Source organism: Ruegeria sp. BE1 (assembly GCF_056538885.1).
In genome coordinates this window covers 171,858-184,917 of the sequence record NZ_JBQFTY010000002.1, presented here as the reverse complement: position 1 = coordinate 184,917, position 13,060 = coordinate 171,858, and the positions used below count along the sequence as shown (strand labels likewise).

16 protein-coding genes and 1 tRNA gene are annotated in these 13,060 nt (G+C 61.0%); 8 read left to right on the top strand and 9 right to left on the bottom strand.

Annotated features, from left to right (window positions below; all coding sequences use genetic code 11):
* Positions 1-84 precede the first annotated feature (84 nt).
* The 5 genes from ACR0J5_RS07120 (at position 85) to ACR0J5_RS07100 (ending at position 3,821) form a co-directional block, all read left to right on the top strand.
* Positions 85-1,149 (top strand): SPOR domain-containing protein, encoded by a 1,065-nt coding sequence (locus ACR0J5_RS07120; protein ID WP_480651787.1) that lies wholly within the window; start codon positions 85-87, stop codon positions 1,147-1,149.
* Positions 1,146-2,153: a beta-N-acetylhexosaminidase gene (gene nagZ / locus ACR0J5_RS07115; RefSeq protein ID WP_480651786.1), complete on the top strand. Its 1,008-nt coding sequence runs from the start codon at positions 1,146-1,148 to the stop codon at positions 2,151-2,153. Before ACR0J5_RS07120 ends, nagZ begins: the two co-directional genes overlap by 4 nt.
* Complete coding sequence (locus ACR0J5_RS07110) at positions 2,143-2,937, top strand: segregation and condensation protein A (RefSeq protein WP_480651785.1); 795 nt, start codon at positions 2,143-2,145, stop codon at positions 2,935-2,937. The genes nagZ and ACR0J5_RS07110 overlap by 11 nt, the downstream gene beginning before the upstream one ends.
* Positions 2,930-3,580, top strand: coding sequence for an SMC-Scp complex subunit ScpB (gene scpB, locus ACR0J5_RS07105; protein ID WP_480651784.1), 651 nt, complete (start codon positions 2,930-2,932; stop codon positions 3,578-3,580). The genes ACR0J5_RS07110 and scpB overlap by 8 nt, the downstream gene beginning before the upstream one ends.
* Positions 3,581-3,644: 64 nt before the next feature.
* Positions 3,645-3,821 carry a hypothetical protein gene (locus ACR0J5_RS07100; RefSeq protein WP_480651783.1) on the top strand — a complete coding sequence of 59 codons (177 nt, stop codon included), beginning with the start codon at positions 3,645-3,647 and terminating at the stop codon, positions 3,819-3,821.
* Between the two features lie 30 nt (positions 3,822-3,851).
* On the opposite strand, the gene ACR0J5_RS07095 is transcribed toward ACR0J5_RS07100, so the two are convergent.
* From ACR0J5_RS07095 to ACR0J5_RS07060, 8 genes are all read right to left on the bottom strand, one after another.
* Complete coding sequence (locus ACR0J5_RS07095) at positions 3,852-4,931, bottom strand: 2'-deoxycytidine 5'-triphosphate deaminase (RefSeq protein ID WP_480651781.1); 1,080 nt, start codon at positions 4,929-4,931, stop codon at positions 3,852-3,854.
* A 61-nt stretch (positions 4,932-4,992) separates the two neighbouring features.
* Positions 4,993-5,069 (bottom strand) — tRNA-Pro (locus ACR0J5_RS07090).
* A 60-nt stretch (positions 5,070-5,129) separates the two neighbouring features.
* Positions 5,130-5,774 carry a MerR family transcriptional regulator gene (locus ACR0J5_RS07085; protein WP_480651779.1) on the bottom strand — a complete coding sequence of 215 codons (645 nt, stop codon included), beginning with the start codon at positions 5,772-5,774 and terminating at the stop codon, positions 5,130-5,132.
* Between the two features lie 12 nt (positions 5,775-5,786).
* Complete coding sequence (ihfA, locus tag ACR0J5_RS07080) at positions 5,787-6,089, bottom strand: integration host factor subunit alpha (RefSeq protein ID WP_037316145.1); 303 nt, start codon at positions 6,087-6,089, stop codon at positions 5,787-5,789.
* 96 nt (positions 6,090-6,185) lie between these two features.
* Positions 6,186-7,157, bottom strand: coding sequence for a beta-ketoacyl-ACP synthase III (locus ACR0J5_RS07075; protein ID WP_480651777.1), 972 nt, complete (start codon positions 7,155-7,157; stop codon positions 6,186-6,188).
* Between the two features lie 21 nt (positions 7,158-7,178).
* Positions 7,179-8,267 carry a phosphate acyltransferase PlsX gene (gene plsX, locus ACR0J5_RS07070; RefSeq protein WP_480651775.1) on the bottom strand — a complete coding sequence of 363 codons (1,089 nt, stop codon included), beginning with the start codon at positions 8,265-8,267 and terminating at the stop codon, positions 7,179-7,181.
* Positions 8,268-8,290: 23 nt separating this feature from the next.
* Positions 8,291-8,497 carry a 50S ribosomal protein L32 gene (gene rpmF / locus ACR0J5_RS07065; protein ID WP_037316137.1) on the bottom strand — a complete coding sequence of 69 codons (207 nt, stop codon included), beginning with the start codon at positions 8,495-8,497 and terminating at the stop codon, positions 8,291-8,293.
* A gap of 206 nt (positions 8,498-8,703) precedes the next feature.
* A complete protein-coding gene (locus ACR0J5_RS07060; RefSeq protein WP_480651773.1) occupies positions 8,704-9,240 on the bottom strand; it encodes a YceD family protein in 537 nt (178 codons plus the stop codon).
* An 85-nt stretch (positions 9,241-9,325) separates the two neighbouring features.
* On the opposite strand from ACR0J5_RS07060, the gene ACR0J5_RS07055 reads away from it, so the two are divergent.
* From ACR0J5_RS07055 to ACR0J5_RS07045, 3 genes are all read left to right on the top strand, one after another.
* Entirely contained in the window at positions 9,326-9,802 is a 477-nt protein-coding gene (locus ACR0J5_RS07055) for an outer membrane protein assembly factor BamE (protein WP_480651771.1), read from the top strand.
* A 94-nt stretch (positions 9,803-9,896) separates the two neighbouring features.
* Entirely contained in the window at positions 9,897-10,631 is a 735-nt protein-coding gene (locus tag ACR0J5_RS07050) for a GNAT family N-acetyltransferase (protein ID WP_480651769.1), read from the top strand.
* 68 nt (positions 10,632-10,699) lie between these two features.
* Complete coding sequence (locus ACR0J5_RS07045; protein ID WP_480651767.1) at positions 10,700-12,508, top strand: ABC-F family ATP-binding cassette domain-containing protein; 1,809 nt, start codon at positions 10,700-10,702, stop codon at positions 12,506-12,508.
* On the opposite strand, the gene ACR0J5_RS07040 is transcribed toward ACR0J5_RS07045, so the two are convergent.
* On the bottom strand, positions 12,505-13,056 hold the full coding sequence (locus ACR0J5_RS07040) for a sugar O-acetyltransferase (protein ID WP_480651765.1): 552 nt from the start codon (positions 13,054-13,056) through the stop codon (positions 12,505-12,507). The genes ACR0J5_RS07045 and ACR0J5_RS07040 overlap by 4 nt on opposite strands.
* Between the last annotated feature and the right edge of the window lie 4 nt (positions 13,057-13,060).

Sequence of the window (13,060 nt, the reverse complement as noted above, 5' to 3'; positions counted from 1 at the left end):
CACCGCCCGACGCACCGGTTCGAGGTAGGCAAGAAATGACCCGCGCGCCTTATTTCCCGGCGCGAAACGGGCGGTGAGGCGGACATGGCAAGTTACGATTACGCGGGGCAGATGCGCCCCGAGCAGATGCATTACACGAATCAACCGCACCCTCAGGATGGGTATGCGCATTCCGACGACACGCACGGGTATGAACAGGCCCCGCGTGGTGCGGGGCTGGGCCGGATCGTCAATGTGATGGGGGCGGTTGCCTCGCTGGCGCTGGTCGCCGGGATTGGCGTTTGGGGCTACAAGTTGGTGATGCGCGATGTCAGCGGTGTGCCTGTTGTGAAAGCCATCGAAGGTCCGATGCGCATTCAACCCGAGAATCCGGGCGGAACGCCTGCCGATCATCAGGGGCTGGCCGTGAACGCTGTGGCCGCGGTTGGAACCGCTGCGCCGCCTGCCGATCGTCTGATCCTTGCGCCGCGCCCGGTGTCCCTGACCGATGAGGACACTCCGGTCGAACCGCTACAGGCCACCCCGGCCGTACACGTGGTGGAAGAAGAGATTTCGAACCAAGAGGCCGCGCAGCTGCGTCAGGGTTCTGTTGACGCTCTGGTCGCTGAACTGGCCGGTGAGGCCGCTGTGCTCGACACGCCCCCGGAAGAGGGTGTGCAACTGGCTTCTCTGGTCACGCCCGAGGAAGAGCCCGCGATTGATCCAGCCGATCTGGCCGCGCAACTGCCTGACCCGGAATTGGCGGCACTGCCCGGCGTGCGCCGGTCGCTGCGCCCGATCACCCGCCCGGCACGATCCACACCCAGCGGTATCACTGCCAATAGCGGCACTGAGGCGGCGATCAATGCCGCGGTCAAAGCAGCCGTTGGTCTGGATGTGGATGCTGACGCGTTATCCAAAGGCACCCGTATGGCACAGTTGGGGGCCTATGAAAGCTCGGACGTGGCGCGTGCGGAATGGGATCGTCTGAATGGTCGGTTCGGTGAGTATATGGATGGAAAACAACGCGTTATCCAGAAAACCTCACGCGGTGGTCGAACCTTTTACCGTCTGCGCGTGTTGGGGTTTGACGACCTGAGCGACTCGCGCCAGTTTTGCGCCGCGCTTGAGGCGCAGGGCGCCGATTGTATTCCGGTGGCTGCTCGGTGACGTTTGGCGCGGCGATCACTGACGCCGAGGGCCTGCGCCTGACGCCACAGGAAAAACGACTGTTTCGCGACATGAACCCGTTCGGGTTCATTCTGTTTGCCCGCAACATTGAGACCGAGGATCAGGTCCGCGCCCTGTGTGATGAGTTCCGCGAGGCGGTGGGCCGTAATTGCCCCATCACCATCGATCAGGAGGGCGGGCGCGTGCAGCGCCTGCGTGCGCCCATCGCGCGTGAATGGCTGCCGCCGCTGGATCATGCCGAACGGGCGGGGGATCAGGCTGAGCGCGCCATGTATCTGCGCTATCGCCTGATTGCGCAGGAGTTGTTCGAACTGGGCATCGACAGCAACTGCGCCCCGATGGTCGATCTGGCGCGGGATGAGACGCATGCTTTCCTGAAAAACCGTTGCTATGGTTCTGATCCCAAAGCGGTTTCCAAGATCGGGAAAGCCGTCGCCAAGGGCCATTTGGATGGCGGGGTTCTGCCGGTTGTCAAACACATGCCGGGGCATGGCCTGTCGACGCTGGACAGCCACCATGACCTGCCGCATGTGGACCTGCCGCAAGAGGCGCTGGAACAGGCCGATTTCGCAACCTTCCGCGCGTTGAACGACCTGCCGATGGGGATGACGGCGCATCTGGTCTATGACCGGATCGATCCGCAACCGGCGACGATCTCGGCTACGATGATCGGTCTGATCCGCGACACAATCGGGTTCGACGGGCTGATCATGACCGACGACATCTCGATGAAGGCCCTGTCTGGCGCACCCGAGGAGATTGCGCGTCAGGCGCTGCACGCCGGGTGTGACGTGGTTTTACACTGCAACGGCACCTATGAGGCCCGCGCCAAAGTGCTTGAGGCCGCTGGTGAGATGACGCCACAGGCGCAAAAACGCGCCGAAAAGGCATTGTCGATGCGGCAAAAGCCTGCGGAACTTGACATCCAAGCCGCCGAGGCGGAACTATCTGCCCTAATGGGCGGGCAGGTATATGAACGATAACCTTTTCAGCGAAGATCCGGTCTCGGTTGCGGATCGACTGGCCGCTGAGGCCCTGATCGTTGACGTCGACGGGTTCGAGGGCCCGCTGGACGTTCTGCTGACCTTGTCGCGCACGCAAAAGGTTGATCTGCGCAAAATCTCGGTTCTGGCGCTGGCGCAGCAATATCTGGCCTTTGTCGAAAAGGCCCGGGCGCTGCGGATTGAGCTGGCTGCTGACTATCTGGTGATGGCGGCCTGGCTCGCCTTTCTGAAATCCCGCCTGCTGCTGCCACCCGATCCCGATGACGAAGGACCGTCGGGCGAGGAACTGGCCGCGCATCTGGCGTTCCAGCTGGAACGTCTGCAGGCCATGCGCGACGCGGCCGCGCGTCTGATGGCGCGCGATCAGCTAGGGCGCGATTTCTTCAAGCGCGGGCAGGGTGAGGACATCACCCGCATCCGCACAGTCACCTATTCCGCCACACTGCTGGACCTGATGCAGGGCTATGCCCGCATCCGTACCCGCGACGAGTTCCGGCCCTTTGTTATGGATCGCGATGCGGTGTTCACCATGGAGCAGGCATTGGAACGCATGCGCCCCCTGATCGGGTTCGCGGGCGCGTGGACGGATATGGAGACCTACCTGCCCGATGGCTGGGATGCCGATCCCGTGCGCCGCCGGTCGGCCACTGCGGCGACCTTTGCGGCCTCGCTGGAACTGGTGAAAGAAGGACATATGGAGATACAGCAGAGCGAGACCTTTGCCCCGATCCAACTGCGTAAGAGGACAGAAACACGTGACTGACGCCCCCGAAGACGAAGGCACCGGCACCCTGTTCGAAGCGCCGCCCTTGGCGGAACAGGAACGTATGGTCGAAGCCGTGCTGTTCGCCAGCGCTGAACCTGTAACGATTGCTGACCTTGAGGCCCGGATGCCCCATGGCAGCGAGGCGGCGCAGGCCATTGAAATGCTTCAGAAACGCTATGAGGGGCGCGGTGTCCGTGTCGTCCGCGTGGGTGAGGCGTGGGCAATCCGCACCGCCCCCGATCTGGGTTTTCTGATGCAAAAGGAAACGGTTGAGACCCGCAAGCTCAGCCGCGCCGCGATCGAGACATTGGCTATTGTCGCCTACCACCAGCCCTGCACCCGGGCCGAGATTGAGGAAATCCGCGGTGTCTCGGTTTCGCGCGGGACCATCGATCAGTTGTTGGAAATGGAGTGGATCAGGCTGGGCCGTCGTCGCATGACACCGGGCCGTCCGGTGACATTTGTTGTGACGCCACAGTTTTTGGACCATTTCGGGCTGGAAAATGCCCGCGACCTGCCGGGGCTGAAAGAACTCCGCGCGGCTGGGTTGCTTGAGAACCGGCCCCCGCCGGGCGTCATGCCGATGGGAGATGGGCAGGAAGAAGAGGACGACCAAACCGAACTGTTCGAAGAAGAGTGATCGGGCGGCCCTTTTGTTGCCGCAGAAATCACCTATGTTGAGGCTCAGAAAACGGAGTTGAGCAATGAACGCTAATCAGATCATCAATATGATCGTGCGCCAGGTCATGCGCCGCCTTGTCAACGGCGGCATAAACAAGGGGTTTGATGTGGCCGGTCAGATGGGGCGCAAAGTCAGCAAACCGTCGCCTCGGCAAGATGACCCGGATGCGGGGCGCAGAAACTCTGACAATCGCGGCTGAACTCTGGGTCGGTGCGTTGGGCGCCCGACCTTAACCGACCGCTTTGAAATGCTTGGACAGTTTCAGACCCTGTCCCTGATAGTTCGAGGCAATGCCCGCGCCATAAAGCTGCGTGGGCATTTCTGACATCTGCTCATAAACCAGCCGCCCGACGACCTGCCCGTGTTCCAGCACAAAGGGGGCTTCGTGGCAGCGCACCTCCAATACGCCGCGTGATCCGGCCCCTCCGGCAGCGGCATGGCCAAATCCCGGGTCGAAAAACCCAGCGTAGTGCACACGGAATTCACCGACCATGGCCAGATAGGGGGCCATTTCGGCCGCGTACATGGGCGGGATGTGCACTGCCTCGCGGCTGACCAGAATATAGAACGCACCCGGGTCCAGAATGATGCGCCCGTCGCGCGTGCGCACCTCTTCCCAGTATTCTTGCGGGTCGTATTCCCCAATCCGATCCAGATCGATCACGCCCGTATGGGGCTTGGCGCGATACCCCACCAGATCGGTGTCGGGCAGTTGCAGGTCGACCGAAAAACCCAGCCCGTCCTGAATCACGGCGGGACCGTCCACCAAGGGCGAATCCGCGTGCAAGGCGGTCAGCTCAGAATCGCTCAGAACCGCCTGACCCTGGCGAAAGCGAATCTGGTTCAGGCGCATGCCGGGCCGGACCAGAACCGAAAAGGAACGCGGGCAAATCTCGGCATAAAGCGGTCCGGTATAGCCCGCGGGCACGCGGTCAAACTCGGCCCCGCCATCGGTGATGGTGCGCGTCAGCAGGTCCAGCCGCCCGGTTGAGCTTTTGGCGTTGGCCACGGCGGTGACGCTGTCGGGCAGGGCCAGTGATTCCATTAGCGGCACCAGATAGACGCAGCCTTTCTCAAGCACCGCGCCGTCGGTGATGTCGATGCGATGCATCTCAAACTCGGCCAGACGATCCGCGACCGAGCGCCCTTCGCCCGCCAGGAATGAGGCACGGACCCGGTAAGCCACTGTTCCCAATCGCAAATCAAGGCTGGCAGGTTGAACTTGTGCCGGAATGATCGCAGGGCTGGCGGTGATTTCACCACGCGCCATCATGCCTTCGATCTGCTGGTTTGGGCATACACCTGTCATTCCGATCCCCCCTGATGCCAGAGCGGGATCTGGCCTGTCTGCCATAAACGTCGGTGTGATTTGGTCGGGCTAGCAGGACTCGAACCTGCGACCTTCCGTCCCCCAGACGGACGCGCTACCAGGCTGCGCCATAGCCCGACGTTGGAGTGTTCATAACGGTTTTCCCGGCAGGGGCAAGAGGAAAACATTGCCTTTTTCTTATCCCGCCGTCCTGTTTTCGATACGGTCCAGAACCGCGCGCAAATCCTTTGCCACGGGGGCGATTTGTTTCAGTAACTCGGCGTCGAAATCGGTCTTGCTCCAGGCCTGGCTTGCGATTCCGCCAAGCAGGGGAGCCTCATCTATATAGTCCTCGGTTGCAGGCTGGGGTGTTTCAGGCTCTGTCTGCGCGGCGGCAGGTTGGGCTGGTTCCGGCGTTGCCGCAGGCTGTTGCGGGGCCGGCGGGCTCGCGTCACCCAGATCCAGCGTAATCTGTTCGCTGGCCGCGGTTGGTTTTGAGGCGAAAGGCACCACAACGCTGTCATCTTTCGGGGGCTGCGCTTCTGTCACCACGGGGTCCGCAGGTTCGTCCAGCGACGGAGACAGCGAGGCGACATAGCTCACACCCTGTTCGCGCAGGATACGCTGAACGCCTTTTATGGTGATGCCATCTTCGTGCAGCAGCTTTTTGATGCCGCCCAACAGCCGCATATCATTGGGGCGGTAATACCGACGCCCCCCGGCGCGTTTGACCGGCTTGACCTGCGCAAAGCGGCTTTCCCAGAATCGCAGGACATGAGCCTGAACGCCCAGCCAGTCCGCAACTTCACTGATCGTGCGAAAGGCGTCGGGGGACTTGCTCATGATGTGCTGACCTTACTTGCGATTCCCTGCGGCGACGCGATCCTTCATCAGGTGCGACGGGCGAAAGGTCAGAACGCGGCGGGGCTGAATCGGGACCTCTTCGCCGGTTTTGGGATTGCGCCCGATACGGGCGGTCTTGTCCCGAACACTGAACGTCCCGAAAGACGAAATCTTTACCTGTTCGCCCCGCACCAGCGCGTCAGACATGTGGTTCAGAACGCTTTCTACCAGCTGCGCACTTTCGTTGCGTGACAGGCCAACCTCGCGGAAGACGGCCTCGCTCAGATCCATTCGGGTCAGTGTTTTGTCGCTCATACCATTTCCCCTGTTGATACCAAAGAATATGGCGGACGGAAATTCGCTGTCAATATCAATGAATTGCGGGCCTGTGTGTAAGCCGTTTTGCGCCGGTTACCAGCGCAGGACCACGGCACCCCAGGCCAGACCGCCGCCAATCGCCTCGGTCACGATCAGGTCGCCTTGCTTGATCTGACCGCGTTGCTTGCCGACAGACAGGGCCAACGGGATCGATGCAGCCGATGTATTTCCGTGATCCTGAACGGTGACGACGACGTTTTCCATCGGCAGGCCCATTTTCTTGGCGGTGCCCTGAATGATGCGGATATTGGCCTGATGCGGTACGATCCAGTCAACATCGGTGCTGCCAAGACCAGCGCGTTCGAGCGCGGTTTCCGCAGTTTTTGCCAGTTTTTCAACGGCATGGCGGAAGACCTGATTGCCCTGCATGCGCAGATGGCCGGTCGTTTGCGTCGACACGCCGCCATCCACATACAGAAGGTCCTTGTACCGCCCGTCCGAGTTCAGGTCGGTGGCCAGGATGCCGCGATCCTGCGCGGTGCCGTCGCCCTCTTGCAGCTCAAGAACCAACGCACCGGCCCCATCGCCGAACAGAACGCAGGTCGACCGGTCGGTCCAGTCCATGATTCGCGAGAACGTCTCGGCCCCGATGACCAGAACCCGTTTGGCCTGACCCGATACGATCAGCGCGTTGGCATTGCTGAGCGCAAAGACGAATCCGGCGCAGACGGCCTGGACGTCGAAGGCAAAGCCCTTGGTCATGCCCAGCCGAGCCTGCACCATGGTTGCGGCCGAAGGGAAGGTCAGATCGGCAGTTGAGGTGGCCAGAACGATGGCATCGATGTCGTCCGCGCCTAACCCTGCGTCTGCAAGGGCGGCCTCGGCTGCCCGGGTGGCCAGATCCGAGGTCGATTCCCCGTCGGCGGCGAAATGCCGGCGTTCGATACCTGAGCGGCTCTTGATCCACTCATCCGTTGTATCGAGCGTCTTTTCGAACTCGGAATTCGGAACGATGCGCTCAGGCAAATAATGTCCGACACCTATGACAACTGCACGGCCTGCCATTCTGAGGTACTGCCTTTTTTGTTATTCGCCAGCCTTGGGCTGGGGGTTGACGGCATCTTGTGCAAGCTCAGCTGTTGATGCAACCCGTGCTGCCAATTTTTCGGCGAAACCGGACTGGGCCAGGGTAAAGGCCAGCTTGACGGCTGCCGAAACTCCGGTGGCATCGGCGCCACCGTGGGATTTGACGACAGTGCCGTTGAGGCCAAGGAATACCCCGCCATTCACCCGGCGCGGGTCGATCCGCTTTTTCAGGCGATTCATCGAGGTTATCGCCAGGATCGAGGCCAAACGCGAGAGCGGCGTGTATTTGAACGCCTCGCGCAGAAGATCACCAATCAGGCTGGCGGTGCCTTCGCCGGTCTTGATCGCGACATTGCCGGTAAACCCATCAGTGACAATGACATCTGCCTTGTCACCGGGGATATCACTGCCTTCGACAAAGCCGACAAATTCGAAATTCGCCTGATCTGCAAAATCTGAGATCAGCGCATGCGCCTCTTTCAACTCGGCGCGGCCCTTGTGTTCTTCGGTGCCGACATTCAGCAACCCGATCCGAGGGCGTTCCAGCGCCATGCCATTGCGGGCATAAGACGCTCCCATCAGCGCAAATTGCAGCAAATCCTTGGCGTCGGCGCGCACATCCGCACCCACATCCAACATCACGTTGAACCCCTGCGGGTTGCGCGATGGCCACAGAATCGCGATGGCCGGGCGGTTCACACCCGGCAATTTGCGCAGCCGCATCATCGACAGCGCCATCAGCGCGCCGGTGTTACCGCAGGACACCGCGCCATGGGCTTCGCCCTGACGTACCGATTCCAGCGCCGACCACATCGAGGTCTGCTTGCCGTTGCGGACAACCTGGCTGGGCTTGTCCTCCATCGTGACCACATCCGGGCAATCACGAAAAACGACGCGCCCGTTCAGGACACGCCGTTTTGCGACAAGTTTCTGCAGCACCTGTTCAGGCCCGTGCAGGATGAACGCGATGTCGGGGTTCTTGTTCGCCGAATTGGCGATGCCCGCAACAACGGTTGCGGGCCCCGAATCTCCACCCATAGCGTCAACCGAGATGGTAGTCCGTCCGGCGTGCGTGGGCTGTTCTGTCATGCCGTGCCTGCGCTTTTGTTAGCTTAGGCCGCGTCTTCGTCCAGATCGATTTCGTCGGCCTGAGCGACGACTTCGCGATCATCATAGTGGCCGCAGGACGCGCACACGTGGTGGGGGCGCTTCAGCTCACCACAGTTTGCGCATTCGTTCGGGTTTGCAGCAACCAGAGCGTCGTGTGCGCGGCGGTTGTTGCGACGCGACTTGGAAACTTTGTTCTGTTGGACGGCCATGGTCTCAACCTTTGTCTACTGAGGGTCAGCAGATTCGCCGCCGACCGGGTTTCATTCTTCGTTTTTCTCGTGGTTTGACGCGCGTTTGGGGTACGATCCCCACGGTGTCCAACCCAAATTCCAATGAGCGCGCGAAAATACTGCGATTCTCGACATGTTCAAGCAATTTTTCTGAGCGCCTGCTATGACAGGAAATATATCCCCTGTCACTCGTCTTTTTTCAGTGCATCGCGCAAACCGGCCAGCCCGGCAAAGGGTTTGGCATCTTCGTCGGTCATCGCCTGTTTTCCGGGTTCGGTAAAGTCGGCCTGTTCCAGCGCGGCCCCGTCCTTGCGCGGGTATTGGGGCAGGGCCAGCGACAGCGCCTCGATCATCACCAGCGCCGGGTCGATCTCTGGGCCGAGTGGCTCAGATTCGTCACCTTCGGGGATTTCGAACTCTTCCTCATCCGGGTCCGACCAATCCGCAATGAATATCCGTGAAACGGGAATATCGATGCGGGTTGTTACCGGTTCCAGTGTGACCACGCAGGGCTGTGTCACTGTCGCGCCCAGTTTGCCGGTCAGTGCCCAGTCGCGCTTGCCTTGTGCCCTTACGTCACCCTCAAAGCGGAGCTTGCGCAGGCCGAGCAGGCCAAGATCGTCTCGGATCGCGTCCAACGCCTTGCCTTCGGGGCGCAGATCAAAGGGGGTGGGGGCGTTCTGGGGCAGGTCGGCCACCCGCAGAGATGTCTGGTTGCTCATTCGTGACCCTTTCCTGTGTTGAACCGGGGCTGCGGTTTGATGTAAGCGGATAGGGCCCGGACGGGGCCAAGGCAAGAGGGTGTAAATGTTGAAGGTTGTGAACAGGTTGAAACCGGCGTCCAGAACGCTTGTCTTTGCGGCCTGTCTGGCGGCGGTGGCATGTACGCCCGTATTCAGGAATCACGGGTATATCCCTCCGCCGGAAGACCTGGCCGAGATTCAGGTGGGTGTGGATACGCGTGACACGGTGATGGAGGCGGTCGGCGCGCCCAGCTCATCGGGTGTGGTGCGCGATTCCGGGTTCTACTATGTACGTTCGCGCATCCGTCACTATGGGCCCAAGAAACCCGAGGTCGTCTCGCGCGAATTGGTCGCGATCAGTTTTGATGACCGGGGCGTTGTCCGCAATATTGAACGGTTCGGGCTGGAGGATGGCGTCGTCGTGACGCTGGATCGCCGCATCACCGAGTCGACGATTCAGGGCCAGGGCTTTATCCGTCAGCTGCTGGGTAATATCGGCAACTTCAACCCGGCCAACATTCCGGGCGCGAGCCAACAATAACCGCCACGCCTTGCGACGGTCACATGGCAGTCACATGTTGTGTGTTAGGGAAACGGCAAGAGACAACCGGTCAGCAACCGCGGAGGGGGCGACCATGGCACTATTGCTTGGCAAAGGCCGATACCGGGCCCGTCTGGCCCGGTCAGCGCAGGATGTGACGGCGGCCCAAGCCCTGCGCACGCGGGCCTTCGGGACCGCGCAGCCCGACGCCGATGTGTTCGATTCTGTCTGTGCACATATTCTGGTTGAGGATATGCGCGCGGGCGAAGACCTTGTCTGTTGCTTTCGATTGCTGACGATGGAAAGCGGGGCCGAGATTTCCCGCAGCTATTCCGCGCAGTTCTATGACCTTTCGGCGTTGCAGGGGTTCCAGGGGCGGATGGTTGAGATGGGGCGCTTTTGCATTCATCCCGACCGGTCCGACCCGGACATCCTGCGGGTCGCCTGGGGGGCGATGACAGCTTATGTGGATCAGAACAATGTCGAGATGCTGTTTGGCTGTTCGTCCTTTGCGGGGACTGAAACGGATGAATATCTGGATGCTTTTGCCATGCTGAAACACCGGCATCTGGCCCCCAAACGCTGGCTGCCGCGCGTCAAGGCGCCGGATGTTTTTCGTTTCGCTGCCCGTTTGCGGCGGCGGCCCGATGCGAAACAAGCGATGCTGCGGATGCCGCCGTTGCTGCGCACCTATCTGATGATGGGCGGTTGGGTCAGTGATCATGCGGTGGTCGATCGGCATATGAACACGCTGCATGTTTTTACCGGGCTTGAGATCGGGTCGATTCCCCCGGCACGGAAACGTCTGCTGCGGGCGGTGGCCGGGTAATTCCGTATTTTTGACGAGAAGAAGGGGTGGGCGTTGACGCGCAAGCCCTGCCGGTTTAGCTGGCGGGCATGGCGAGAATTCCTTTGTTGCAGATGTCCGGCATTTCCCTGACCTTCGGGGGTGATCCGGTGTTTTCCGAACTTGATCTGGTGGTTCAGCCCGGCGACCGTGTGGCGCTGGTGGGGCGGAACGGGTCCGGTAAGTCGACGCTGATGAAAGTCATGGCTGGTCTGGTCGAACCGGATCAGGGCGACATCGTGGTGCCGCCGGGCAAGTCGGTTGGGTACATGGAGCAAGACCCGGGCATGGAGGGGTTTGCCACGCTGGGCGACTATGCCTCAAGCGGGTTGGAGCCCGGAGAGTTGTACAAGGTTGAGCGCGCGGGCGAGGGGTTGAAGTTCGACCCGTCCCGCGCGGTTGAGACCGCCTCGGGTGGCGAACGCCGCCGTGCGGCGCTGGCCAAGCTGATGGCCGAAGCGCCGGATTTGATGCTGCTGGACGAGCCGACCAACCATCTGGACATCGAAGCAATCGCCTGGCTGGAGCGTGAACTTGGATCAACCCGCGCGGCCTATGTGCTGATCTCGCATGACCGGGTCTTTTTGCGGGCTTTGACCCGCGCGACCCTTTGGATTGACCGGGGCGCGGTGCGGCGACAGGAGCAGGGGTTTGATGCGTTTGAGACATGGCGGGACAAGATCTGGGACGAAGAGGATCAGCAGCGGCACAAGCTGAACCGTCTGATCAAGTCCGAGGCGAAATGGGCCGTGGAAGGTATCAGCGCCCGGCGTAAGCGCAATCAGGGCCGGGTGCGTGCGTTGCAGGCTTTGCGGGCCGAAAAGGCGGCGCAGATCAAACGGCAGGGTTCGGCCGCAATGACGCTGGAGGCGGGGCCGAAATCCGGGCGCAAGGTGATTGAGGCCAAGGGCTTGGCCAAATCTTTCGGCACCCAGCAGATCGTTCGGAATTTTGACTTGCTGGTGCAACGCGGTGACCGCGTGGCCTTTGTTGGACCCAACGGTGTGGGCAAGACCACGCTGTTGAAGATGCTGCTGGGGCAGGAACAACCTGACGAGGGTGCGGTGACACTGGGTACCAATCTTGAGGTTGCTGTCTTCGACCAGACCCGTGCCCAACTGGACCCCGAGATGAGCCTGTGGGACAGCCTGACCGGCGATCCCGAAATGCGGGTCTCGGGCAAGGCCGATCAGGTGATGGTGGGTGGTCAGCCCAAGCATGTGGTCGGCTATCTCAAGGAGTTCCTGTTTGACGATGCACAGGCAAGAGCGGCGGTTAAGTCCCTGTCAGGTGGGGAGAAAGCGCGGTTGTTGCTGGCGAAACTGATGGCTAAATCGTCGAACCTTTTGGTGCTGGACGAACCGACCAACGATCTGGATGTCGAAACGCTGGACCTACTGCAAGAGCTGTTGGACGACTACGATGGCACCGTTCTGCTGGTCAGCCACGACCGGGACTTTCTGGACCGCGTAGCCACCACGACCATCGCCATGGAAGGCAATGGTCGCGCCACCGTCTATGCGGGCGGATGGTCGGATTACATTGCGCAGCGGGGCGACCTGTTGCCCAAGAAAGAAGAGAAATCAAAGCTTTCGAAGCCGAAGATTAAGCAAGAGAGCCAGCCGAAATCGGGACTTTCCTTCTCGGAAAAGCACCGGCTTGAGAAACTGCCCGCCGAGATGGAACGCCTTGAGGCCGAGATCGGCAAACTGGAAGAACTGATGTCCGACCCCGAGCTGTTCACCCGTGAGCCAGTGAAGTTCCAGAAAGCGACCGAAGCCTTGGTCGAGCGGCAGGAAAAACTGGCCGCCGCCGAGGAAGAATGGCTGATGCTTGAGGAAAAGGCCGAAGGTTCCTAGCGGCGGGTGATCACGCGGGCAGGGTTGCCCGCTACGGTTTCGCCAGCGGCAACGTGTTTGGTCACGACACTGCCCGCGCCGATGATTGCATCGTCGCCGATCGTGATCCCAGGCATCAGGATCGCCCCTCCGCCGACCCAGACGTTCCGGCCAATGGTGACAGGCAAGCCGATTTCCAGACCCTGTGCGCGTTCTGTCGGGTCTTTGGCGTGCTGGGCGCAATAGATCTGAACCTGTGGGCCGAACATCGTTCCATCGCCCACCGTGACCGGCGCAGTGTCCAGAACCGTACAGCCCGCGTTGAAATAGACCTGGTCGCCAAGGTGAATGTTCAGGCCATAGGCGCAGTGAAACGGGGCCTCAACGAAACAGCCGTTCCCGGTTTTGACGAACAGGGCGCGTAACGCGTCGGCCATCGCGCCGCGCGTGTCGGGCGGGCAGATGTTATGCGCATGAACTGCGCGCCGGGCCTGCGCACGCAGCGCATCCAGCTCGGGGTCCAAGCAGCAATACCATTGCCCCGCCTGCATCTTTTTCCGCTCGGTCATTGGG